Source organism: Citrobacter sp. RHBSTW-00671 (genome assembly GCF_014103415.1).
Lineage (GTDB): Bacteria > Pseudomonadota > Gammaproteobacteria > Enterobacterales > Enterobacteriaceae > Citrobacter.
This window is the reverse complement of the sequence record NZ_JABXPR010000005.1, coordinates 72,957-98,395: the sequence shown is the minus strand read 5'-3', so window position 1 is coordinate 98,395 and position 25,439 is coordinate 72,957. Positions and strand designations below refer to the sequence as shown.

Annotated in this window: 20 protein-coding genes and 1 pseudogene; 1 reads left to right on the top strand and 20 read right to left on the bottom strand. The window is 55.5% G+C overall.

The features are described 5' to 3' along the window. Positions 1-116 precede the first annotated feature (116 nt). Positions 117-287, top strand: a pseudogene (locus HV261_RS27860) (replication protein RepA). Here the strand turns inward: HV261_RS27860 and repA are convergent. From repA to traC, 20 genes are all read right to left on the bottom strand, one after another. Then, entirely contained in the window at positions 288-530 is a 243-nt protein-coding gene (gene repA / locus HV261_RS26655) for a replication regulatory protein RepA (protein WP_096151983.1), read from the bottom strand. Positions 531-660: 130 nt separating this feature from the next. Further along, on the bottom strand, positions 661-1,224 hold the full coding sequence (locus tag HV261_RS26650) for a phospholipase D family nuclease (protein ID WP_202039859.1): 564 nt from the start codon (positions 1,222-1,224) through the stop codon (positions 661-663). 149 nt (positions 1,225-1,373) lie between these two features. Continuing rightward, on the bottom strand, positions 1,374-1,715 hold the full coding sequence (locus HV261_RS26645; protein WP_202039858.1) for a hypothetical protein: 342 nt from the start codon (positions 1,713-1,715) through the stop codon (positions 1,374-1,376). 41 nt (positions 1,716-1,756) lie between these two features. Next, positions 1,757-2,488 carry a type-F conjugative transfer system pilin acetylase TraX gene (traX, locus tag HV261_RS26640; protein ID WP_202039857.1) on the bottom strand — a complete coding sequence of 244 codons (732 nt, stop codon included), beginning with the start codon at positions 2,486-2,488 and terminating at the stop codon, positions 1,757-1,759. Further along, complete coding sequence (locus HV261_RS26635) at positions 2,485-3,051, bottom strand: DUF2726 domain-containing protein (protein WP_202039856.1); 567 nt, start codon at positions 3,049-3,051, stop codon at positions 2,485-2,487. The genes traX and HV261_RS26635 overlap by 4 nt, the downstream gene beginning before the upstream one ends. Before the next feature lie 18 nt (positions 3,052-3,069). Further along, a complete protein-coding gene (gene traI / locus HV261_RS26630) occupies positions 3,070-8,367 on the bottom strand; it encodes a conjugative transfer relaxase/helicase TraI (RefSeq protein ID WP_202039855.1) in 5,298 nt (1,765 codons plus the stop codon). Beyond that, entirely contained in the window at positions 8,367-10,613 is a 2,247-nt protein-coding gene (gene traD, locus HV261_RS26625) for a type IV conjugative transfer system coupling protein TraD (protein WP_202039854.1), read from the bottom strand. Before traD ends, traI begins: the two co-directional genes overlap by 1 nt. A 150-nt stretch (positions 10,614-10,763) precedes the next feature. Beyond that, positions 10,764-11,501: a conjugal transfer complement resistance protein TraT gene (gene traT, locus HV261_RS26620; RefSeq protein WP_023197467.1), complete on the bottom strand. Its 738-nt coding sequence runs from the start codon at positions 11,499-11,501 to the stop codon at positions 10,764-10,766. Between the two features lie 175 nt (positions 11,502-11,676). Continuing rightward, a complete protein-coding gene (locus tag HV261_RS26615) occupies positions 11,677-12,234 on the bottom strand; it encodes a protein traS (protein ID WP_202039853.1) in 558 nt (185 codons plus the stop codon). A 9-nt stretch (positions 12,235-12,243) separates the two neighbouring features. Continuing rightward, a complete protein-coding gene (gene traG / locus HV261_RS26610) occupies positions 12,244-15,147 on the bottom strand; it encodes a conjugal transfer mating-pair stabilization protein TraG (protein ID WP_202039852.1) in 2,904 nt (967 codons plus the stop codon). Position 15,148: 1 nt separating this feature from the next. Further along, on the bottom strand, positions 15,149-16,510 hold the full coding sequence (gene traH / locus HV261_RS26605) for a conjugal transfer pilus assembly protein TraH (RefSeq protein ID WP_079951799.1): 1,362 nt from the start codon (positions 16,508-16,510) through the stop codon (positions 15,149-15,151). Then, positions 16,510-17,121: a type-F conjugative transfer system pilin assembly thiol-disulfide isomerase TrbB gene (trbB, locus tag HV261_RS26600; RefSeq protein ID WP_202039851.1), complete on the bottom strand. Its 612-nt coding sequence runs from the start codon at positions 17,119-17,121 to the stop codon at positions 16,510-16,512. Before trbB ends, traH begins: the two co-directional genes overlap by 1 nt. Positions 17,122-17,143: 22 nt before the next feature. Next, positions 17,144-17,923, bottom strand: a complete 780-nt coding sequence (gene traF / locus HV261_RS26595) for a type-F conjugative transfer system pilin assembly protein TraF (RefSeq protein ID WP_202039850.1) — start codon at positions 17,921-17,923, stop codon at positions 17,144-17,146. Then, complete coding sequence (gene traN, locus HV261_RS26590) at positions 17,920-19,773, bottom strand: type-F conjugative transfer system mating-pair stabilization protein TraN (protein WP_202039849.1); 1,854 nt, start codon at positions 19,771-19,773, stop codon at positions 17,920-17,922. The genes traF and traN overlap by 4 nt, the downstream gene beginning before the upstream one ends. Next, positions 19,770-20,384 carry a type-F conjugative transfer system pilin assembly protein TrbC gene (gene trbC / locus HV261_RS26585; protein ID WP_202039848.1) on the bottom strand — a complete coding sequence of 205 codons (615 nt, stop codon included), beginning with the start codon at positions 20,382-20,384 and terminating at the stop codon, positions 19,770-19,772. Before trbC ends, traN begins: the two co-directional genes overlap by 4 nt. Further along, positions 20,381-20,749, bottom strand: a complete 369-nt coding sequence (locus HV261_RS26580; RefSeq protein ID WP_202039847.1) for a hypothetical protein — start codon at positions 20,747-20,749, stop codon at positions 20,381-20,383. Before HV261_RS26580 ends, trbC begins: the two co-directional genes overlap by 4 nt. A 10-nt stretch (positions 20,750-20,759) precedes the next feature. Further along, entirely contained in the window at positions 20,760-21,755 is a 996-nt protein-coding gene (gene traU / locus HV261_RS26575) for a conjugal transfer pilus assembly protein TraU (protein ID WP_004558357.1), read from the bottom strand. Continuing rightward, positions 21,752-22,387 carry a type-F conjugative transfer system protein TraW gene (gene traW, locus HV261_RS26570; protein ID WP_000715590.1) on the bottom strand — a complete coding sequence of 212 codons (636 nt, stop codon included), beginning with the start codon at positions 22,385-22,387 and terminating at the stop codon, positions 21,752-21,754. Before traW ends, traU begins: the two co-directional genes overlap by 4 nt. Beyond that, on the bottom strand, positions 22,387-22,851 hold the full coding sequence (gene trbI, locus HV261_RS26565) for a type-F conjugative transfer system protein TrbI (protein ID WP_003830754.1): 465 nt from the start codon (positions 22,849-22,851) through the stop codon (positions 22,387-22,389). The genes traW and trbI overlap by 1 nt, the downstream gene beginning before the upstream one ends. Beyond that, positions 22,848-25,439 (bottom strand): type IV secretion system protein TraC, encoded by a 2,592-nt coding sequence (traC, locus tag HV261_RS26560; RefSeq protein ID WP_079840526.1) that lies wholly within the window; start codon positions 25,437-25,439, stop codon positions 22,848-22,850. Before traC ends, trbI begins: the two co-directional genes overlap by 4 nt.

The following is a 25,439-nucleotide window of genomic DNA, read 5'->3' as shown; positions in this document are numbered from 1 at the left end:
TTATGTTGCACGGAAGGAGCAAATGGCACAGAAACAGGTATTGCAGTTTTCTGAGCATAAAACTATACTCCCTGCATAGAGCAACAGCTTCTATACAGTTTAAGTAGGCCCCGTTAATCTTCTATCCCGCCAAGAATGGAAAGATTATCGGGGTTTTTGCTTTTCTGGCTCCGGGTAGACACCTCATCAGAACCAGTTCCCTGCCACCTTACGGCGTGGCCAGCCATCAAAATTCTTTATACGAACAGGAATTTAGCATTCAAAGACAGTTCGATCAAGAAACGTGACTACTCACCTAACAATTCTCGTTTTATGAGTAGCTCTATCGCTTCAGCCTGAGTTAACCCATTTTCCTGACAAAATGCGTCCAGTTTATCTTTATGAGAATTCTGAATGAACACATTTACAGGTTTATGGGTCTCCCTTTTACGGGATACCGAACGCATTTTCCTCTCACTTACACTAAGAGGCGTACCTTTTCGGTAAGCTCGTTTCGATGAGGAAGTTACTGCATTTTCGACCTGCGACATCTCTGCCTCCTCAAGGATCAAATCAGGATCTTTGCAGAGAGTACTACAGATTCCTGAAATCAGCGACTTACTTTATGAACGTAACCTGTGTTGGCGCACGGTTTACGTTTCAGGATCGTTTCTGGGGATGTCAGTACGTCTGTTTCCAGTCCGTTCCCTGCGCCCAGCGGGATGTCCAGTGGTTCAGGTAGCTGCGGGCTAAGGCCGGGTCATCCCAGACGACAAGCACGTTCTCCGAATTCGAACGGTCTGCAGCCTGGCTGAAGTTAAATGAGCCGACCTGGGTGTTGCGGCCATCAACGACGATCACTTTGTCATGGAGAATTTTGTAGGCACTGACTGTACGAACCGGAATACCAGCACCAACCAGAATGTTCATGGCTGCTTTACTGGCGTTGTTGTTCTTTCCGGTATTAGCTTTCCAGTCCAGAACCACGCCCACATCTACGCCCCGACGTTTTGCCCTGACAAGTGCCCTGGCCACCTCCGGAGAGGTGAAGGAATAGCCCATCAGACGGATTTCCTGTTGCGCGGTCTCAATTGTCTTAAGAACCAGCTGGAGAGCTGTACCTTCCGGAGAAAATCCTGCCTCAACGGTGGCTGCGTAAGTATTCGGTACTGGCGCGCACAGAACCAGACCGAGCAGGCCGGGCAGAAACCATCGGCACATATGTTTTTTAGGCATTGCTTGCATGGTATTTCCTTCGCTGGATGTATTCAGAAACGCCGGAATCGGGGGAAACTCGTTTTTCCCCGATTGCCGGGGTTGGACAACGACGCACTGCGGAGGCGTCAGGCCGTTTAGTTGAACAAACCAGGATCAGGCGGAAGTTTTTTCGGCCCTCAAGCTTTGTTCCCCTCGATCCATTGCGGGTAGTCCTTGCTGATATCGCATCGCAGCGTTTTATTGCCAACGCTGATGATGTAACCCGGAGAATACTTCTTCTCACCATCGCTACAGCGGTTATCCTCCTTCAGGCTGTTTGCCTTTATCACCTCCGCCAGAATCTGTCGCAGAAGCACGTTAGTCGTGACCTGCTCAGCCACTGCGGTAGGCTCTGCCATAATTTGTTCAGGTAGTTCTGAATAGATAAGTACAGGCCCTTTTGACGAAGCAAACGTCGGCCCGCTTAATGACAGGCAACCGGAGATAACCGCAGATAAAACGATTTGCTTATTTTTCATGTGAATTCCTTTTGTTTGATTGAAGCAACAGTAAAGACAGGTCAGAGAACACTGACCAGAAAACCAATACACAGCAGATGGAGGGCATACGCTGGTGCAAACCACCGTCCGGCCTGCAGGCGTCGCCCGGGAGCCGGTACCAGGCCGTGCACACAAAACAGCACAGTCAACGTCAGCAGTACGCCGGAGAGCATCATCACATCACCGTGACGGGCATTAAGCAGGGCTACCAGCAACAGCCAGACAGCAAACAGGGCTGGCCGCAGTGAGTCCCGGACCTGCCAGATAAGAACCGCGCCGGCGAGCATCAGCAGACCGGGTATACCGTAACTGGCAGAGCTAAGCGGCAGATACCCCACCAGGGCTGAAAACGCCGCAACGCCATTAAACACGGACGCAGCCTGCAGGAATCGAGCCACCTGCATAACTACGGCGAAGGCGAACAGGATATTCAGTTGCCACCACATGAGTCCGGCTTCCCTGAAGGCCAGCCAGTAACCCGGCTGGGCCATGAATGCCACTAGCCACAGGTGGTTGAGGCTGTGCTGACGCAGGGTTTTGCCTGCCATGTTGCAGCCGCTGACCAGCGCAAACAGGGGGAATGCACAACGCCCGGCCATGTTCAGTAAGGGCATCTCCAGCTGGAAGGCAGTGGCGATGTGGTCCCCCACCATTGCCATAAACGCGACCATCCGGATGACATCGCGCTGCAGCGCGGAGAAATTCAGGACCGGCCTGAAAGGATGCAGGGCAACAGATTTCCCCGGACTCATGTCGCAGTCTCCGGTCGTTGTGCACAAAGGTGTGCCCTGACGCGCTCAGCCAGTAGCTGCTCATCATCGCCACGCAGCAGCGGGATACCAGCCTGTTTCAGCACCTCATCCAGCAGCAGGTCACGTCGCTGACGTTTCGGCGCCTGATGGGAACGGTCGTCCAGCTCCACTGCCACAATGATTCTTCCGGTGCGGTCCGTGATAACCACATCGCAGTGCCACTGCGATACCAGGCGGAACAGTTGCCACCATTCACGGCTCCCGGACTTACGGTCGGGCGCCACTCTGACGATATCGGCCACTCGAACCTGCGGACACAGCCGCCACTGGCGGGTATCGGTCACCCTGTCGAGCCGGCGCAGAAAACGCTGCTCCCGCTCCGTCATCAGCTGACCGGCACTGACGAACGACGGTCGGCGGCACAGCAACAGTTCAGTTTTGCCCGGCCGAATCCCTTTTTCTCGCAGCATCTGCAAAAGCGGATGCCGGGCCGAACCGGCCTGCCTGAGCAATACCACAAATCCGGCGAGCAGAACGGCAATGATGAATATTCCGGTAAACATACACATATCCTCCCTGAATCAGTCCCCACCGAGCGTTTTTTCCAGCTCAATGTCTTTTTCCGGTACATTCGCCACCCACTCACGCTCGGTACGCAGCATCTGTTCGCGCACCTGCTGGCGGATACCCCGACCGTCTGCCACCGCTTCCTGAATAGCCTCTTCCAGCTCACTTTCTCCCCGTGCTGTACCGTCACGCAGCCGACGTTCTTCATCGGCAGACAACCGTGTTTCGGGTCTGGTGCTCTCCTCACCCGGCACTGCCGGCAGCAGTTCCTGCCGGGCCTGCTCCGCCAGCTCCCGGGCCGCTTTTTCCTGTGCCTCTGCCAGTTTCTGCTGCTCATCCGGAGGCAGCGTAATGGGGTCTTCCGCTTTCGCCGCCGATTCAGCCTCCGCCACACTGCGCACTGTTCGTGCAACCTCATCAGGTTCCATGATTCGTCCCCCGGTCAGGCGGGCTGCATTGAGCAATCGTTCTTCACCGTGCAGGCGTATCACCACCCCGCTCTCCGGGTTCTCCTGTGCCAGGCGCAGCGCCGTCTGTGCATCATCAGCAATGAGTGTCTGTCCGTTACGGCTCGCCTGCAGGCCGGCGAACTGCGCATCCTCCCCACCACGCAGCCGGGACTCATCACTGAGCACCACGCACATTCCGTCATCCTCAATCCGGATTTCGGTCAGCAGTGCCCCGGCTTCTTTTCCGTGACGGGTCCACGCCGGCAGGGCTACATAAGGTGTCGGGTATTTCCTGCCGGCAGCAATGAAGCGCGCCATTGTTTCGCCCTCAAGGCCGTTTTCCGCCAGAACCCTGCGTCCCAGTGCTGTTTTATCCAGTCGTGAGGCGGTGGCCAGCAGTCGGTTGCCGGTGTCGGATTCGTGGTCACTTTTCTGGTGCAGCAGGTCGTGAGCGGTCTGTCCGGCATTTGAGTGCCGGGCATCGGTACTCCAGCCAGCCAGATCGTCGGTATAGACCTGCACATGCTCCTTTGCGCGTGACAGCGTCACGTAAGTGGACTCCAGAGACGCCATTCTTTTCCTGCCACCTTCGGTACCGGTCAGGGCAATGGCAAAGCGTTCACTGGCCCCCTGCACGCCATACACCGTCAGGGCATAGGCGAGGTCAATATGACGGTCCTCCGTCATGGCCTGCGGGTCGACAATTTTCTCTTGATCTCCCTGGCGAAAGCGGATGGCCCCGTCGTCAGTGAACCCGGCCACCTCCCACAGGCTGTTGGCCACATAGCCGCGGTCGGTGTCCGAGCGGGTAAAGCGCACCCTGTCCCCCTGGCTGATCGTCAGATCGCGGGGTGTGAAGAGGGAAATATCCTGTGCAGTGTTCTGCTGAGGAGAGATCAGCACCGACTCCCCGTCAGCATTACGCAGCGTGACCACGGCGTCCTGCATATCCACCTCCGCCACAGTCCAGTAGCGCTCGTTCATCATGGCCACGGCGCCGGTGTACTCAGCAAAGGTTTCAGCCGCACGCAGGGCGTTGTCAGGCACCCGGAGCGGCTCCAGGACGGTGAACGTGCGTTCTTCAGCACCTGTATCGCCTTTCTCATGCCGGGCGGCATGTATGGCATCATTGATGGCATGACGGTCGGCGTTGAGTTCTGCCACAACCAGCGTCTGCTGCTGCGCCTCCGGGGTGCGCCCCATCCAGTCATCCCGGATGGCTTCAATGATGTCGGTCCGGACCAGTGACAATTGCTCTGGTGTCAGTGTCTGTTCACCGGCGACAGGAGTGTCCTGCTCCTGGTCCTTTTTCGGCGCACGGATTTCCATGACGGAATTCCCGGGCACCCAGGCTCCTTCCTGACGTGGTACCTGTTGCGGGCTGACGTCATCCACCTGGCGCAGTGATGTATCAACCTGACCTGCGATGATGCTTTCAATCGCCGGGCGCAGCGCCGGGGTCTGGCGGACAATCTCCTGCATCACCACCGTATCGATGGCGCTGCGCTGCTGCACCAGGCGGAACGGCAGACCGGTTGAGATGGCCTGCAGCTGTGCGGTATCCCCGCTGGAGACCATTCGTCCGCCGCCTGCGGCAACCAGCTGATAGAGCTCGGCCATATCACGGTTACCCACCATCGAGCTCTCATCAGTCAGGAACAGGACATTGCGGAAGTCCGGTGTTTCCCCGGCTTGTATGGCCAGCCGGGTTTCACTCAAAAAACTGGCGAGCGTTCGTGCCTCCACCCCGGCCTCACACATCTCATGCACGGCCCGGTGCGTGGGTCCCAGACCAATGACCTGCGGGCGCACGGATTCAGACAGGGTGTTCAGGGCACCCATCACCGCCCGGAACTGGGTGGTTTTCCCCACACCGGCATACCCCTGAATGGCCATAAAGCGGTCGGTGTTTTCCAGCACTGTCCGCGTGGCCTCCCGCTGGCCTGCCGTCAAACCGGCCAGCACTGAGGCAGGCGTCAGCGCCATCAGGGGCTGTACCGCATCCTTACCCTCAGCAATATGGCGGATGATGGTCTTTTCCATCTCATACGCCACTCGCGGAACCAGCACCCTGTTTCCCGCCCCGGAAACTGAATCCAGTTGTATCAGATCCCCACTGTCCACCTGCCGGGCGATTTCAGTCCGGACATCAGTCAGCGGCTGGCCGGATTTTACCGCTTCTGACAGCAGGGCAATTTCACTGAGGTGTACCTGTCCTTGCTGCGCGCGCGGGATGGCCAGACTCACCGCCTGCTCAGCATCCGACATCAGGCGGTCACGACTGGCCTGTATAGCAGTATCCAGATTTGCCTCGCCGGTCGACTGACGGACCTGGTCACTGGCCAGTCGCACGGCAGACACACTCTCCACTTTGCGTGCTACCTGCCGGCCTTCCAGCGGCGTATAAATCCGGATGTCGCTGCCGCTCTGCGCCAGCGCGTTCAGGGTCTGTTTATTAAGCCCGCGCGGACCGACGGCGGCCAGTACCGTGCGCGACGCGCTGGTACCCGCTCCGGTCCCTTCCACATAGTCATGGGCCAGCTTCACGGCCCGTTCAGTGGGCAGACGCAGTTCCCGGTCGCCGCTGCGCAGCCGTACCACGCCATTTTCCAGCCCCGCCACGGTGAACTGCTCTTTCGCTTTGATGGCTCCCTTCAGCTCTCGCCCCAGCGCCCTGACGCGGTCCCCTTCAGAAACCTCCAGTGTCCGGCTGCGGTACAGGCTCCAGCTGCCGTCCAGTTGCGTCACCTTCAGGGTCAGCCTGGTGCCGTCTTCCCCCTGCAGCACCAGGCTGTTGGTGGCCTCAGCCACCCGGTCAATGGTGTGCCGCGTCATTGTTTTCTTCTCAGCGTCCCACTGCTCCATCACCATCCCGGGCCGGTAGTTATCGCGCTGATGACGGGTTTTGCTGTCCAGCCACACCGGCTCCAGTACCCGTAGTGTCACCTGCTCCCGGCCCAGCTCTCCGGCCTCACGCCGCGTATCCCGGATAACCTCCGTCAGTTGCTGCTGTTCCCGGGTACCGGTCACCTGGGCCACGACATCCCGCCCTTCAGCAGACAGGCGCACGTACTCTTGCGCCAGCTGGCCATAACGGCTCCGTTTATCCGCCTCGCTGACCAGTCGTACCTCCGGCAGCTGCGTGCCGTAAAACCGGTACTGGGGAATATCTGCCTCTTTCAGCACCGACAGGGCATTGCCCGTTCCCTGCCGGTTCTCCGTGTCCATAAATATCAGCTGCGCCCCGGCGCTGAGCGCCTTTTCCTGCAGCAGCACGGTTTCTTTCAGCGACAGTCTCTCCGCCCGGTCAACGATAACCGTGCCCTGCACCGGCAATACGGTGTCTGCATTCATCTGCGAGCGCAGCATTACATGGCCTGCCAGATGCGGGCTTTCTGACAGAAACTGGCCACTGCGACCGTCGGCTGCAATCACCATCACCTCACGGCCCTGTGAGCGGGCCATCATGGCCACATCTTCCGTGCGATCACGCAGGGTCTGCGCGCCTCCGCGACCGCTGAGAATGGCCACAGGGCTTTTATCCTGCGACAGCACAGAGACAGCATCCCCGGCAGGTATATCGCGCTCCTGTGCCCGTTCAGGAAAGACCAGCACGGTTTGCTCCGCAACAGCCGTACGCGCCAGCTGATGGACGCTGAGTTCGTTCAGCAGGTGAATATCGGAAGTAAAAATACCCTTTTCACGGTCAAGCGGGATAAGTCGCTGCCCTTCAATCGCGGCCTCAATGCCGGCACGAGCCTGCTCAAACAGACCTGACGCTGACGGCAGACGACTGACCGTGCCGGCCAGCATTTCCGACCAGGTAAACTGGACCTTTTTGTCCGACAGCGCGGAGATTGTGTCGCTGACCGCCTTCTGCACCAGTTCGTCAGCTGCTTCGCCGGAAGACGCGATCCCCGGCTGGCCCGGCGCCCGCATCCCCCCCTGGCCAGCAACAACAGAACCAGTAATTTCCACACGCGCCTGCGCCTGACTGATGTAATGTCCGATATCAAATTTTTCGTCCGTTAAGCGTCGGCGCCAGTCGGCTTTCAGCAAATCCGGGTCAGCCCAGGCTTTAGCCTGTCGTGTATCGAGTGCGGCAACATCACGCGATTTTGCTGACGCATCAGGCCCGGCGGCTTCCCGAATTGCCTGACTGCGCGAGGAAAAGATGTCCACCGGCACATCCTTCAGCTCCCACAGGCCATGTTTACCCGCCGCCACCGTTTCGAATCCCATCGACTCAATGTCTTCACGTAAGGCAGAACGGTACAGGTTTCCCAGCGCTATCTTGGTGGCGTACAGATTCTCAGAAAAGCCAGTTTTCATCCGGGTATCGCTGGCCAGAGACCGCCATTTTTCATCGGCGAATGTCGCATTAAAGACCAGGGCGTGGGTGTGCACCTGCGGGTCCAGGTCCCGGGAGGTGTCATGGTTATACAACGCAGCCACCATACTGCCAGTCAGCACCGTTTCCGTTTTTCCCTCCTGCGTGATGCGGGCGCTGACCAGTTGCTCCACCTCCTTCATCACCACCGCCACGGCCCGGTTATGCGCCTCAATAAAACGCCGATCTTCCCCGACCAGCGCCATGACGGACACACTTTTGGGGGCGGAGAACGTCAGGTCATAGCCACTGCGGTGTTTGTTGACACCATCCACCATCCGGGACAGGTCACTGCCATCAGGCAGTCTGCCCTGGCGGACCGCATCCATATCGGCGCTGGCCACTTCCCCCTTCAGGCCCAGCTTCTCCGCGCCTTCCCCCATCCAGCGGGAATCCAGTGAACCGCTGGCATAGTAGTTGTCTTCGTGGCTGTAATAGCCCGCATCACCCTTGATGGAAGAAATGGAGAGCATCAGTATTCCCTCCCGTCATCCATCTCATGCGTTTTATCTTTCGCATGGTTAATGTTGACCTCTTCCCTGCGGGTCATATCGCGAGTCTGGTGTGAGGTCTGAGCCCATGCCTCATACGCTGCGAAATCCACAACCTCACCGTCGCTGTTCAGGCCCGGGGGAATATCCTGTGGTAAATCCTGTTCGATATCCCGCTCAGTCCCTCCGGTCGAGGCTGAGGCGCCTTCAGCGGCAACTGCAGTGGAAGCCGTGTTTTCGGTATCTGCATCGCCGGAAGCACCCTTTGTCTGCAATGGCCACGTCGCAGGAGGCGTGTTCGCTTCCGCAAGAACAGCAGCCACCAGGTCGGCAGAAGGGGGAGGAGTATTCGAAAGATTACCCTCCGGTATAAACGCACCGCCCGGAACAGCCTGAATTAACGATTCTCCCTCAAACAATCCGGCAAACTTGTGCCGTTCTTCTTCACTACGGCGCCGAATTTCATCCTCAAGCGTCTGGTCGAGACTGGTCTGCACATCCCGCAACAGCAGAGCGTCAGCCACTTTGGGCATCGCCTCATACTTCATTGTCAGTTTCACGACCGGATAATTTCCCGGCAGGGTGACAAAACACTGCAGGTCGTTCAGGGACTGCACATCGGAATAACTGACGATACTGACGCGTTCTTCTTCCTTGCCAAAAGAAATCCCGTCACGCACCTGTTCATGACCAAAGCTGGTCTGTTCACTGAATTTTTTTCGCCAGGTTTCCCCAATATCTTCCTCCACAAACTTCGCAATCTGGGCGCTCGGGGAACGGAAGAAGAACTTGGTATTCAGCAGGTCAAACAGCCCTGCAGCCGCTTTCGGGCCGTAGATTTCTTCCATCTGAGCTTCGTTCTGAAAACCCAGCACAAAACAGCCGCCAAACTTACGCGCTTCGGCAATGATGCGCGGTAGCGTGGCCAGTTTGTGCAATGAAGGCAGTTCGTCATAGAAAAACCAGACGCGTCGCTGACGGTTTTCCCCCATCGCCAGCAGACTGGTGGCGGCAATACTGAGCCACATGGAAATCAGCGGCTTGAGCGACTCATGGTTCTGTTCATCAGAGGTAATAAACAGCCAGCCATTCTTCGATTTATCAGCCTGGCCCTTCATCCATTCCCGTATGGTGAATTTCTCCCGGCCCGGACGATCGATGCCCTGTAGGTATCGCATCGCCTTGACATAGTTGGTCAGCACACTTCGGATGGAGATGGCTGTCTTCTCAATCTTACCGTCAACCAGCGTGGAGGCCGGTGTACCGGCAAGGAAAGACCGCAACTGATCCAGCTTTATGGCCAGAAGTGTACGGAGAAATTTGTTGTAGCTGCGGTCTTTATCCTGGCGCATGCGCTCTGCGCCTTCAGCAAAGATAGTACGCGCACTGCCTTGCCAGAACGGGTCTTCGCCACTGCTGGCAGGTATTAACGTTGTTGCCGCATTCTCCAGTTCGGAGATGTCCCGGCACTCCTCCCACATGTCCCAGTTAGGACAACGGGCATCTTTTGCGTTAAGCACCTTGTCCCGTGATTCGTCATAGAAGTCTTCAACAAAAGTGCAGCCTTTATCGTAAATAATCACCAGGTCACCACGGTCACGCAGCTGCTTCAGGATCTTACGCATTAACTGGGACTTACCGGAGCCGACCGTCCCGTGCATGGCGAAGTTTTGGATTTCAGAATCGAGTTTCAGCGGCAGGCCATCGATACGGATATCGGATGCTTCTCCGCGTTTTTTCATCATCCGGGCGACTTCCTTTGGCGATTCGCAGAGTACCCGGCCCCCGATAATTTCATCCTCACTTTGTTTACGGCCAGCACGCCCGAGATACCAGTACACGGCCAGAGTGGCCAGAAAGGCGATCAGTAGCGCGGCACATCCTGCAATAATCAGTTCCTGTTTCAACAATTGGCCACAGTACATGGTGTAACTGTCACTCAACACCTGCCTGGCGCTGTACTGCAGGTTATGTTCGTAATAACGGATGGTATAGACAGGCTGACTAACCATTTTTTCAGTAAAAGGCGACATTACCCGGACAAACCAATAAATAATGCCGTTGGTCAGATTCTGAATACTCATACGCATCAGCAGTACGGCAATACCAAATAATACCGTCCCCATAATAACGTAATAAGAAATCAGGTTATTTATTTGCAGGAACATTTTCAGGCGCATAAAAGCGACCTGACCGCCCTGCGTTAAGTCGCGAGGATTCAGGCTCATTATATTTTCCCGGAAGCAGGTAACCAGCAGACATGCCGGATACAGGTCTGTCTGCATGCGCTAAAAGATTATTTAATGTAATTAAATAGTGTGATGTATTTCAGGAAATGAAATTTAAAACAGGGTGGCCCGGCGGCCACCTTGAGTGTATTACAGAATATTGGCGACAGATTTCGCCAGCTGATCTTCGAGGACAGGTTTTGCTTCTTCGAATTTCAGGTTAACTTTATTGGCAGATGACACGATACGGGTCTGGTATTTATGCTGATTACCGGTCTGCGTGCTGGTCTGCACTTTATATCCAGAAGTACCCTGTTTCAGGGCGGCGACATTATCGGTCTGCACGCTTGCGGTGGTTTTTTCAGAAATCTGAATATCCGTCACCATCGTATAGTTGATATCTTCCACCATCGCGTCAGCGGCCATTCCCACCAGGCCCGCCGCCAGGCCAACACCTAATGTCGCGCCGGCAGAACTGGAGTTATAACCGGTGATCCCCGCACCTAATGCAGCGCCCGCTATCGCGCCTTCGTATCCCTGGCTCAGGAACCCCTGGGCGGTACGCAGGTCCATTTTATCGGCTTTCAGGACATTGGCCTGAATCCAGTAGTGTGCGCTGTCCGGTGATGACGTGATGGTATAGCCCTTATCCTGAACAGCTTTGGTCACTTTCGCCTGCAGGCCGGACATGTCTTTGTCAGAGGTATTTTTTATCTGGAGATACACGGTTTTCTGTGAGGACGGCTCCAGCCAGATAGTTTCACTCATCTGAGTTTTGACTTCGAGGTTACGTTTCTTAATCGCTGTGCTCATCGCGCCACATCCAGAGAGCACGAGGACGGAGGATAAAACGGCAGTCATTGCCATCAGCTTAACGTTGTGTTTCATATAGTTTTTCTCATTTCCATATAAGTCGCATGTTATATGCCATACCCGGAGGTACTTATTGTTATTACTCCACACATTCAATGTGTGTATAGTTAATGTACAGGCAGAAGCACAACCACATCAACACTATGGTTGTACTTTGCGAATTTTCAGAGTGCGTCACAAAATCAGACGCTTATTTTGTGGAGGCAGAAAGTAACTCTTTCACTTTAGATAAACTGCTTACCACTGCAGGGGTCATGTATCGGGATAGTGATGTCTGAAACGCTATAATCCCCATAATGTACGTTACAAACCATGCTGCACCGAATCCAACAACAAAACCATCATCTATAAAAAGCAATACAATGCCAACAGCACAATTCAAAGCAAACAGCACATGCCAATAATGTCTTACTTTCTTTATTAACAACTGAACAACTAAAGAACTTTCTTTTATTTCATCAGTTAATGACAGATACATACTAATCGGCTGATACAAAGACGCGATGAAAACAAGGCTAAAAATCGCAAGAGGCAATATAGAAAACACAAGCACTGCCAGAAGGTCACGCCATTCATCCTGATACAACAAAAAGTTCAAACTAACTAGCACTACTCCAATAAACGTTACCATGAACAATTTCCGCAGGAGAATCTTCATAACACCAGAATTCTCCGGAATATCATAGTCACTGGAAACTAATCTTTTCAGTAAATCATCAACATCTTTTTCAAGCTCTGACTTTTTCATAAATCCCTCTTACATTAAATCTTTTGATTTCTTTCCTAGCTCGTCCTTTATATCCTTAATTTTATCTTTATAATCCGTAAAAGCATCATTCTTATAGAATTTTTGCCTTTCATTTTCAGATAATTTCGCTTCATTAAAGTTTTTATTACCCTGTTCATGCTCACTCTGCAAGCGATTGTATTCTTCCTTCGGTGTATTGCCGGATGAGATCACAGTATTTTTTTCACTATTTACCTGAGATTCAGCGTGACGGCGTCTGTCAGCCACATCACTGCTGACATCATCCTGCAGTCTCACGCCGCCAGCATTTGCCCGGTTTTCCATTTGTGTCTGTTGCGTATCATATTCACTCTGCAGATTACCGCCACCAGAGGAAGCTCCCACACTTCCCATCCCCTCACCGGTACGGCCCCTGTTCTGCTCAAACTCCTGCAGCAATTGCGGCTTCATGCGGTCTTCCACAAATGCCTGCGCCAGTCTGTCACGCTCAGCACGGACTTCCGGGCTGGCCGCGTCAGAAAGCAACTGGTCAGCTTCACCCGGACGCTTACTGGTGACATACCCGACAAACTCCTGCGAGTAGTTCTGGTTAATACTGGCACTGTTGTTCTCTGCATAGCTGGCCAGCTGTGAGTATTCATGGCTGCGGGTAACCGCATCATTATACTGCGATGCCTGGCTTTTCAGGCTGGAGAAGGTGGACGACAACTGGTTCGCCAACGAGGCCGAGGCATTGTCCGTATGGCTGCCGCTGTCGGTGACGCGGCTGGAGGTCACCACGTCCATTGCATCGCGGAAATCCTTAAGCTCCTGAGCACTGAACCCTTTGCTGGTCCCGCCCTGCTGGGTCAGATCGGAACTGGTGCCGTGCGAGGAGCCGCTTCTGCCCGTATACTCACCTTTCAGATGCGCTTCCCCTGAGACTTTCCCTCCGGTCACAAGGCCGGCAACTTTGCCGAGAATCTGACGGTCTGAGTCAACAGAACCCTGCACACTGGCCCCGGCGCCAAAACTCATATCCTGACTCTTCGTTGCCGCTGCCCGAATCCCTTCCGCCAGAGTGGTATTTTCATCCCGGGCATAGCGGGAACCAATAGACTGAATGGTGTTCAGCGCTTTGGTCAGATTGCTGCTGGCAGAGGCATCGCTGCCTGTCACCGTGGTGTCGCTGTTTCCCCTCTGCTGGCTCCACTGACTCATCTGCGAGGTGGCCAAGCTGGAGGTCTGTGACAGACTGTTGCTGAGGCTCTGCGCTTCGCTCAGGGCATCACGTTGCTGCTGCTGCCAACTGCTGGATGCAGTTTTACCCAGCGCAATATCGACCGGTAGTTTTGAAATTGCTTCCGTGGTGTTGTAGACCGACTGCCCGGATGACGTCAGGGTTTTCGTCGCCCCGCTCTCAAGCTGGTTAGTCATATGACCTTCACGATGGCTGTAGTTGGTATCCCACTTGTTACCCTGTACATTCCCGGTCGTCATATTGTTATACGACCAGTTGCCGTCAATGGCCTGCGAGGAAGACTGTGTGGAGGCAGACTGAAGGGTCTGTCCCAGATAGTTCCCCGCCTGCGACACTACCCTGCCCAGTCCCATCACCAGTCCGTAGGCAATAAACGGGATGGACAATGCCAGCCAACCTGCTGTGGTCCCGATATCTGAGTAGGTATTCTGTACCTGGTCAAAGGTGGCCAGCGTCACCGGCGTGCCGTTGAGTTTGCCCTGCAGGTAGAAGTTCATCGCATGGTTCAGTATGGAGAACAGAATGGGCCACATCTGCAGATAGGCAATGGTGTAGATATAACCTTTGATAATGGTCCAGGACAGGGAACTCACCACAGCCAGCACAATCAGCACCGGGAACAGCGCCATTGTCATGCCCAGCAAAACGCTGTGCATCACCGGCAGCGTGTTTGCAGCGATGGACGCACTGGTCGCCTGAGACAGCCGCATTTTTGCCATCGATGTCTGCGTTGCGGTGTTCACCAGTCCGGCCGTATCGCCATTCTGCGCTGAAAAGCTCTCCAGACCACTGCGCAGGCCATTCATCACCACGTTCTTGCGGATGATTTCGGTGGAGGTCATGGAATTGCCGTGAAAATAGTTATAGCTGTCGCCCAGCATTTCGGTGAACAGTGCCGTACTGGCACCGTTTGTCGGCCCGAACACCTGGTTCGTGAAACCGTGCATCCGGTTAAGCACCTGCTGGAGAAACGGAAACATATTCCGGCCACTGATATCACTCGAATCAGTGTTTATTTTGGTTGTGGCCTGCTCACAGGTCAGAAAATTGCGGTTTTTGTCATACAGACCACGCAGCGGACTGGGTTTACTGAATATCAGCGCGTAGGGGTCAGTGGAATTCATCAGGTCACCAATGCTGTACTTGTTGTTCAGCATAATGTCACCCACCACGCAGTTATGAACGTAATCAGAGAACATGCGCTGAATTTCCGGCTCAGAGAACCGGAAATCACTGCTCCCCGCCGCCAGCTGCGCGCCGAACAGCATCCCGGTTTTGCTGTAAGTCAGCGCGTCCGGGCGGGCAAACACAAAATCGTAAACCTGTGCCATTCCGGCACCAATACGGGTGATCAGGCTGGCCGGGGCTGCAAGGCCGGTAGGGACATTATCCACCTGATAGATGGCCGCTGGCTCAGACAGGTCAATAATCTGCACGTTCCGCTTGTCCCCGACCAGAACGGCAATCACCAGGACATAAAACCCGGCCCATTTGACCAGGTCCATAATATTGCGTGTCCGGATATAGGTTGCCGCCCCGACAATCACCGATACGGCGGTGGCCATAGCAATCAGTGAGTCTCCGGCCCTGCTGTTAAAAAATGCCGCCACGCCATTGAGCGTATCCTGAAACCATGCCCCGCCGGCAACGGTGTAAATCGTATCAACGGCCATATTAATTCACCCTGCTGAACTGGTAGTTACCCAGCACACGGTCGCTCATCTTTGAGGAGACCTGCTGGCGGATAAAGCGGATTTGCTGCTGCGCGGAGATAAGGGCATCTTCTTTGATCTGCACTTCCATACGCAGCGAGTTAAGCGCCTGACGCGCGTCGGCCAGCCCGCTTTTCAGCTCTTTCATGTTGGCGCCAGGGTAATCTTTGGTGGCAAGCGATCCGTTAACCACCTTCATCACGGCTTCCAGGTACTGCAGATAGATGTCGACCGCGATGTAATCCGTCAGCTGGGCAAACAGGGACTGCGAGATGCTCAGTGACGACTGGTCCACAATCCAGGAGAGAATGGGGATGGAGGTACTGTTGATGAACTGCTTCTCTTTTTCCGTCAGAGGCGTGTCGGTGATGGCCTTGTTCTCGATGCTGGTCAGCATGTCCTGCACCATCTTAATCAGCGATTTGTCTGCGGAAATCGTCACGTTATTGAGGGTCGGGGACAGGCATTTATTCTGGTTATCACAGACGTATACTTTCGCACTACCGCCGCTCATCATCGCTGTCAGCAGGCTCCTGTCGGATGCCATGGAAGACAGGATCCGCACTTCCCCGGAACTGCCGAAAATCACCGAGCCACTGATGCTCATGGCAAACTGACGCAACTCTGCATTGCTGCTGAGCGAGCTGTTGCCGAGCGCATCCCACATCAGGTTAATATCCTTCAGGACCTGGTCCTTTTCCGCGCCGGTGGCTTTGTCCGCGACGGAGCCGTATTTCCCGCCGGAGGTGCAGCCCTGACGGGATGCCACCCAGTCCGAGAATACGCTTTTCTGCCCACCAACAGACTGGCAGACGTTCTGCTGACTCTCACCCCACAGCGATGCCACGCTGTCGACCATCGCCTTTGCCGCCTGACAGCTGGACATATTGAACCGGTTAATATCAGCGGCCATCTTCTGCAGGAAGTCTTTCGCGGCCTTCAGTTCCGGGACCGTGGTTTCCAGCGCAAGGTCAAAGAAGTAGCCCGCCGCGTTGGCCATCGTCTGTTTCACAAACGCCATAATCTGGTCGGAGTTTATGAAAGAGAACGCGCCCAGATACACATCAATCCCGCCACACCCTGCGTTAATGGACGGCAGACTGATGGAAACCAGTTGAATGTTCTTGTTACCAGTGCGCGCATAAAACGAGCCTCCGGAGACATAACGTGCAGCCTGCCCCTGCCAGGCTTTGGCAGACGTGGCGTTACTGGCGTAGCTCATGTCATTGAAGAAAGAATTCATATCATCCTGCAGCCCGGCATGCGCCGTTCCTGCACTGTACAGGCCCAGCGCAAAGGCCAGGCAGAGCGGTTTCAGTCGCATTATTTTTGTCCCTGCGCGTTGAGTGGAATGCTTTTCCCTGACTGCCGATCCTGTGCCATACGCAGCACCTCATCGAGCCGGCTGCGAAACTCACCAGTCTCTGCGGCCCCCTGCAGCAGCGGCCAGGTTTCCATCGTGTTGACGTTGGTCAAAAAGGTGGTTGGCGTGGCCACCGGCAGGCCGCTCTGGAAATATTCCACCATCACATCCGGGGTTGCTGGCAGAACATCGGGGAATTCGGCATCTCCCTTCCCGTCAAGGCTGATTGGGAAAACGTCAAGACCGGTTTGCTGAGAAAAGGCTTTAAGAACCGGCGCAAACTGACGGCAGTACTGACAGGTCGACTGCATGAACAGCACTACCTTCCAGTCCTGCAGGTTAACTTTTCTGCCATCACTCAACGAATACCAGACGGGTGAAGTATTCTGAACAGCACGCTCTGCGGTTTTTGCTGCCCCGTTTTCTGGCAGGATGAGCGAATCCATTGCGGGTGCGCTCCGGCCCGTTTTTCCGGCTTCAAGAGTACGAATATCATCCAGTGTCCCGGCCTGCAGACAGCCGGACAGCATCGCCACCATCAGGATGGCGGTCTGCAATACAGAAATAATCATGGATTACCTCAAACAGGTGTTATCAGTAGTCAGGTGCAAAGTGGGTAAGGACGCTGACCATCTGACGGTCCAGGTCGTCGTGGCTCATAAACCCCCAAGCAAGGGGTTGCCACTGGTGAGTTTTCGGGTCGACCAGAAACGTGGCCGGGAAGTGGGTGACGCGCATTTTTTCAGCCTGTCCGGTGTCAGGGCGAGTTTGCGGAAGCTGGTCGCTGAGTTTACCGTCCACGCTGACGGCCATCAGGCTAATTCCCCGATCTTCACAGAAAGCCCGTATCACCCCGGCCATCAGGTTGTCGACGGCATTGTTGCCCCGGTAGAAAAAGAACAGGCCATAACGCTGCGCCACCTGGCTGATAACCGCATTCTGGACCTTCTTCTCTTCAGTCAGGCGGGCTTCCACCGTGCCGTTGTAATGGCTGCGCTTCACGTTGTAATCCAGCTCCGGATACTTCAGCCGGGCCAGTTTCGCCGTCTGGGTGAAGTCCGTTGCCCGGTCAGTCCAGAAGTTCTGCAGCGTCATAAAGCGGCGAAAATTCTCCGCAGAGGGATACAGAATGGCGGTGTCCAGCGCTTCACGGGTAGCCTGCTGGAGCACCTTTTTCTGCTCTGATGGCGTCATGCTGGCCAGACGTTCCCGTAGTGTCGGCGGCGACGCCGGTTCGGGTTCGGCCTCTTCAGCACTGGGGTTGTACCACTGCCATCCCTCTTCCCGGGCATACTCAGGTGCCAGTACATCCTCGGGAGCTGCATGCAGTGATGCTGCCATTATCAGGGCAAGCGCACCGGCAATACATCTCATGGCACGTTCTCCTGCATTTTTTCGGCAATGATGTCCTGCGCCTTTTTCAGTAATGCCTGGTCTTCCGGGATTTCACTGCCGGCATTAAGATCATCATAGAAGTCGCTGAAGTTCATCACGCCAAAGTCGAGTCGCTGCAGTTCATCCACCGTGATGCCCCGGCAGTCCGGTGACTTGCCTTTACCGAACCCCACGCCCAGCTGGTCACGACGCCCCTGCTCCTGGACGATACGCGCCAGTTTGGAATCAAACACGCAGTAACCCCGTTTTTTCTCGAGACACACGCCCAGCACTTTCTTGCTGCAGTATTCCCCGACATACACCGTCAGCTTTTTATCCTTCGCTTTGCCGAGCGCTTTTTCCTCGCTGCTGCAGCTCGACAGGCCCACATCCTGGCCCCAGCCGGAGTCCTTGCAACAGTTATTGAAGCCCACCGCCATCTTCTTGCAGTGCTGCGCTTCGCCGGTAAAGGCGCGGACGTCCACACCATTGAGCGCGGCCACATCCTCGCCAGCGGCGGCCACTGCCGCGAGCGCCGAGACGGCCTGACCGAACATGTTGCTGGTTCCTGTCTGCGCCTGGGCGCAGCTGCCGTCCTTGCAGAAGAATTCCCCACCGCAAATCTGGCCGTTACCCTCCTTTTTACGTTCACAGGAGTAGGTCACCTGCTGGCTGACGCAGAAGCCGTCGACCGTATCGGCACACTCGCTGCGGGCCACCGTGCAGGCCGGATTCTTTATGAACTCCCCGCAGGTGCCTTCAGTCTCGGTCTGGGTCAGGTAGGTGTCCTGCCATTTCCAGCAGTCCTGATGAATGCTGTACGTTTTACCGCCCACAACAACGGTCCGTGTCTCCCCCGGCTCCACACACTGTGAGCCGGTCATGGCCCCTTCGGTCTTACTGAACGGGCAGCTTTCAGACCATTCAACCCGTGGCACCCATTCTTTTTCGCTGACTCTGACGTACATGGTGAGCGTAAACGTCGATTTCCCACTGGCCAGCGATTGATAAACCTGCCAGTCCCCGTTACCACCGCTGATACAGTTGCCGTTAGCTGTGCAACCGGAGCCCGTCAGCACCTGTCCTTCGGTAATGTTCAGCCCCGGCGCACCACTCAGAGTGAACGTATCCGTCGCGCCCGGTACGGTCCCGACGTTGAACACAGAGTTCATGAATGTATAACGGGAGTTAAGAAAATAAAAACTGGAATACACCTTCAGTTGTGCATTCATCACGACGCCCGTAACCGGAGAGGTCACGCTGAATACCAGTTGCTTTCCGTTCTGGCTGTAGCGAAACTGCCCCGGAGAAATCGTCACATACCGGTAAACCTCGGTGTTTTTCCAGTCCCCGGTAATGGTCGCGGTGCGTGTGCAGTACTGCTCAATTTTGGTGTCCCGCAGGCACTGGTGAGTGGTGATTTCGGTAAAGCTGGCAGGCTGGTCCACGCAACCGTCAAACCCGCCGCCGGTGATGGCCTCCGCCTTGTCTTTCATCGCCAGCCCTTCAGAGATAAACGGCGCATCCAGTGAAGGCTTGTTATCCGGCGGCGTGTTCAGAATTGATTCGGTGATGGTTTTCCCGGCCTCAGACGTGTTCAGCGCCGTCGAACCGGGAGAGGTCATGTCCCCCCCGGACGACGTGACGCCCCCGTAATAGCCGCTTTCAGCTGGCGAGTCGGTATAGCCGGGGATCACTTCCGCCGGATTAAACCCCTGTATAGCGCTGGCCCCCTGCCCTTTGCTGGCGTTACCCTGCTGCATGCCCTGATTAAACTGGTCATTGGCGACAAGCGGCGCGACCAGACAGAACGATGTCATCGCCATCAGTAAAGGAAGATAGTGTTTCATTGCACCTCCCCACGCAGCAGGTTCCGGGCCGTGTCAGCGCAGTCCCCCTCCTCCGCCACCCGCTTCAGGGCCTGATGTAAGGTCAGGTCCCCCTGAAGCCGGTCAACTGTATCGCCCTGGTTGCCGCAGGCGACAATCAGTACCGGTACGGCGGTAATGTTGTACTTACGAAAGGTGGTCGGGTCTATCTGCACGCCTCCGGTATTGCTCTCTTTTACCAGACCAGCTACAGCATTCGCCGTAGCCCGCATGTCGCCGTTCACCATCCCCCGGATAACCACCGGAATATTGAGTTCCGCCGCATCCTTCACGCGCTGCTTCAGTTCATCCGGAGGCATCGAGAAGGACACAAACACCAGGGCCGCATCCACCGGGCGTTCCCCGGGTTGCATGGCCTGACGGAACTGTGAAGCCAGTGAGTCCAGAAAAGCCTGATCCTGTGGTGCTACCGGGCGTGGCTGTTGCAGAAATTCGGGCGTCTGCAGGGCACGAAAACGCTGGCGGTCCAGCTGCAGCTGGTCGTGAATAAACTGGCGGTTCTCAGTATGATCGCTGGCCATCCCGGCCCCGCAGGTCAGAAGCAGGGCCAGCGATATCAGTACGCGTTTCATTTTTTTTCTCCCTGTGACTTGTCGCGCACGATTCCATAAGCGTGATCTGCAGAGCGAGTTTTCAGCATGTCCTCCCACATCAGCCGCTCCCGGTCGGGCATCCGTCGTGTCAGGGACGGCAGCAGGGCACTTACCCACCGGTCAATAAACGCCAGGCGCTCCAGCGTCAGCCACACCTGTTCACTGCCCGGCGTGGATACCGCCATCGCCGCTTCACGACACTCCAGAATGCACTTGTACGGTGTGCCATGTTTATCAATCGCCCCGTTCAGCTCGGCAAGTTGCCGCTCCAGCAGGTCCGCCCGGGAGGTGGCCTGTTCGTAGCGGTCGAGCAGAAAGTCATACTTTTTTTTACTCACGATCATGCTTTGCTCCTTACAGGAATACGCAGTTGCGTTTGCGCCAGAAGAGGTAGCCGAAGTTACGCCGGTCATTGGGCATGTTTTTGCCGGTTTCCCAGCGGGTCACACTACGGCCCAGCGGATGACACTGGCCTGCATCGGGGTATTTATTAACCAGGTGATACCGCCAGCGGCTTTTAGGGATGATCGGGGACGGATATTCAAAACACACGGCGGTGTTTTCACCGATACTGTTCATCACCATGCCCTGACGGTGCAGTTTGAACGCCATACGTTCACTGAGCAGTAAAGAGGTCTGCAGCGGGCTGAATTCGTTAGAGACATAGCCGTTAAACGGATACATGCTGCCCTGGCTACCGGCACACCAGAACAGGGCATCAATGGGTTTCCCCACCAGACTCGCCACGGCGTCTGCCGCACAGGCCCCCTGCGCAATAACGTTGCCAAAGAGAATGGCTTCAGGCTGGATGATCATGCTCAGCGAACTGCTGTCCCACATCGGGTCCAGCTCGGACAGATAACCAATATCCAGGTCGCCGCCCTGAAGGCAGCCCATTGAGGTGATAATGTTGAGCCAGTAGGTGAGCGGGTATTTGTACCAGTGGACATGGTAGAACGCGCCGGGATTTGCGCGGTTTTCCTGTCCTCCGGTCCCGCTGCCGACGTTACCGATATTGATATTGAACCCACCCAGATTCACCATGCAGTACGGTGAACGCGTCACGTCCGTCAGCGCCATCGGCTCCCAGTAGCCAATGGCCAGCCCCACCCGGTACAGAATGCCCATCGGGCAGAACTGGATGGGCATCGACGGGTTCGGCGTGTCCGGCTGGCGACCTTTGACTACCGGCACATTGCCGATGGTCACCGGAAAGATGCACTCCCAGCAGACATCGGTGATCGGGTTAACAAAATTCCCCTCACATTCTGCTGAAGCCGCCTGTGCCGTGCCGCTCATCCCGGTCAGACACAGCAGCATCAGCCCCAGACCGGCCAGATAACGTTTCATGGCTTCACCTCCGGCGCATCCAGGGCGAACGTGTCCACCCGCAGACGGCGGCGATCTTCTGCCAGCGTCACCCGGGCCGGGATAGCTTTCAGCTTAAACTTCCGGCAGAGTGAACCGTCCTGGTCAAAATAGATACGGGTATTGAGGGCGTTCGTGGCCTCACGGACATCCCCGTTAACCAGAATGACGCGGTACGTCAGTGTCCCGGGCTTCTGTGCCTTCATCCATGCCAATTGCTGCGGGTTATCTGCATCAATAAAATAGAGCGTGTCGGTGAACGGCACCGTATCCAGCGGGTTAATCACCTGCCCTTTATGGGCGAACACCCGCCCCTGATGGTCTTTCAGGTCTTCACTGACCGTCAGCGATGGATCGATATAGTGCGTGGTGTTCTCCTGCGCCAGTGTCAGTCCTTCAACCGGCCTGGGACGCAGAGTATTTTCAATGACGCGCTGTTTGAATGCTTCCTGCTCCCGGGCCATCTCACCACTGGCCTCCATTGCCTTCAGGCGTGTCTGGATGGTAGTGAGCATGTCCTGCTCAGCAATGGGGTACATTTCCCCCCATGTCCCCAGATTTTTTGCCTGTGCTACGCCGGAAATCAGCAACAGTGTCAGCAGCCCTTTTTTCATCAGTTGCCGCCTCCCGCCGCCATTCGGTGTGCCACCCCTGTCTGAATCTCACCAGTGATGTCGCCCGCCCCACTGACCACAGCAGGCGTCACCAGGATGAGTGCATCATGGCGGCGCTGCCAGTCCTGCAGCTCCGCATTGAGGCTGGTCATAAATCGTTCGGTAAGAGCCTTAGTCTGAGCCTCATCCAGTGACTGAGCGCTGGCCTGTTCTGTGAACTGATCCAGCGTTTTTTTCATATCAAAGGACACCACCGTCGGCGTACGCCAGCTAATCAGCAGCGTCGTTACCGCCGCGTTGATACACATAATGGTGGCAGCGACCAGTAGCAGATTGAGCAGGCAACGACGGCGACGTTGCTCCCGCCTGTGTCCTCCCGCTGTGATGTTTATCCCCTTCCTGACGTCATCGGAAGTGAGAGGGGATTCAGACTGAGCAGGAGTAAGTTTTTGGTCAGTAGTCATGCAGCCTCCGCGAGCGCTTCCAGTTCGCGCATCTCATCAGGAAAGTTACGTTGTGCCAGCTGGTATACAGCGTCATGGATATCCATGTTTTGTTCCCGGCACTGGCGGATAAACTCGAAATCATCACCCTTTGAACTGAACATCGCTCGACTGAGCGGATCGACAAAGAGACGATGGAAACTGCAGGTATCGTTGATGCGCAGCATAAAGGAGGAGAACCACTGGTCTTTGGCATCACCGAACTTGCCGATAACACTACGCTCCAGCTCGCTGAACTGGTTGGGACGGTTCTGGTTATACTGTTTAAACTCAGAGGCATCCTGTTTGAGGATCACCTTGAAGGCTGAGTTACCCCAGGCCGCTTTTGCAGCTCCGGAAGCATCATCGGCGTCAAAGTCTTTGATGTTCTGGCTGATGGTGATGAACGCGCCACGGTGGCGGCGTACCGTACGGTAGCCGGTTTCAATGAACTGACCGACCTTCTCATTTTTAAAGTTGAGCAGCTTCCAGCCTTCGTCGATGGTGCAACATTTCTTCAGGCTGCGCGGCGTGCGGTACATTTTGTCTTCGATGTAGATGATGAGAGAAAACATTACCGCAACCAGCAGGTCAGGCTTGTCCTGCAGGCCCCCCAGTTCCAGGACGATAAAGCGGGCATCATCGGTCAGTGACGGCTCGTCGCTGTTAAAGTATTCGCCGTAAATTCCCCAAGAGCAGTACTTACCGAGCAGTTCGATAATTTCATCCAGTCGGTTGGTGATACCCGGTGAGTTCTGGTATTTATCATCCTCACGGATGGTCGTCAGCTTCTGCACTACATGGTCAATTCGGGCTTTTTCTCTGTGCGCTTCCCATGCCTCCTGAACCCCGCGCAGCAGCAGACTGTGATGGACTTCATCCAGCGTACCGTTAGGGCTTGCCAGCACAGCCAGCTGGTCACGGATACGTTCCCCGGACTCATTGATACTGGAGATGTTGGCAAACGGATTGAATTTGAGTGACTTACCGTCAAGGTACGTGCCACCCACGTTCTCACAGAACGATTTGTAGCCGTCCCCCATGTCAAACACCCAGGCGATACCGCCGGAGTCCAGTACGCTGCGCAGGATAGGCTGGACCAGACCAGTTTTACCGGCTCCGGACGTACCGGTGACTGCCATGTTGTAGTTGGTGTTGCCCATCCCGTCGCCGTAGATATCGAGGAATGCCAGTTGGTTACGGTAGGACGGCGTCAGCAATCCTCCCTGACACAACCGGTTGTCAGCCACCACCGGCAGCAGGTTCACGGCCTGGATACTCTCCGCCCGGCACGTGGCTCCGCCCATTTTGATGTCTTCCCAGAGCCCTTCCGCATGAATGAAGGGGATCATCGCTATCCAGTTACGGAACTGCATATAGGTCGGGGAAAACAGATCTATGCCGTTCTTCTTGAAGGTATTAATGACCTGCTGTTCGCAGACCAGCGCATCCTCATCTGTATCCGGACAGAACGTGGTGACGTTATAGTAATAGCGGACAATACAGGTCTGGTTGCTGTTAAGATGTTCGCGGATTTCCTTCCATTCTTTGGCCTGTTTGGCCACGCCGGGAAACAGGGTGGCATAGGGCGAGTTTGCTTTTTTCTCCCGGTCGAGATACTTGCGCGTGGCTTCTCCCTGCGTCGCCACCTGGTCTTCGGCCTCCATCACCATCGTGATGACGAACGGGCTGGCGATTGTCAGGTCCGGGCTGAGCAGGTTGGACAGGTTATCGCCCCCCATCCACAGCATGAACATATCCGGGTTGTTCTCCAGCATGAAATTCATGGCCCGCGTGGAGGTCACGCTGCCCTGACGGTCGGCAAGACTGATGAGGACATCATCCGGACGCACATCGATACCGATGCGCTGGTCAACACAGCGCTGATGCAGCTCATCAAATTTGCCGACACGAACCTCATCCGGGTACAGCTGATCATGACGGGCATTCAGCATCCCGTGAACCAGTGTGGCCAGCTCCTGGTCATCGGCCGCCTGCGTGTAAATTTTTGCCGCGTCCAGAGAAGAACGCAGCACTTTCAGGGTATGAGCGACTTCCGTCATCACGGCCGCCGTCCGCTTCTTCGCCTTCACGCAGTAAGAAATATACAGACGGTAGTCACGCAGGGTCAGCGGCAGGCCGGTCGGGCTGTTGAACTGCTGCTGCGCTGCGCGCTGATAATATGCCCGTGTGATACGGTTAAATTTGTCTGCATGCTTCCCCTGCCAGCGGAACTCAGACAGGCCGCGGTCAAGCTGATCACCGATCAGCTTGCTGGAGACCAGGTGGAATGATATTGGCGTTTTACGCGGCAGCTTGCTTTTGATGAGATCTTCCAGCACATACACAATCTGTTCGTTAGCGCCGATAAGAGGCTCTGCACGTAGCAGAAAACCCACCGTACTGCGGTTCACAAACAGCCCACTGTCACGGTCATAGTCACGGTATGGCAGGACGCTGGTCAGCTGCGGAAAGTCCAGGCTGGCCAGATTGCGCGTCATCTCCGACGCGCCATCCGGCATCCGGAAGGCGTTCTGCAGATTTTCCAGTACGTTCAGAAATTTTTTCAC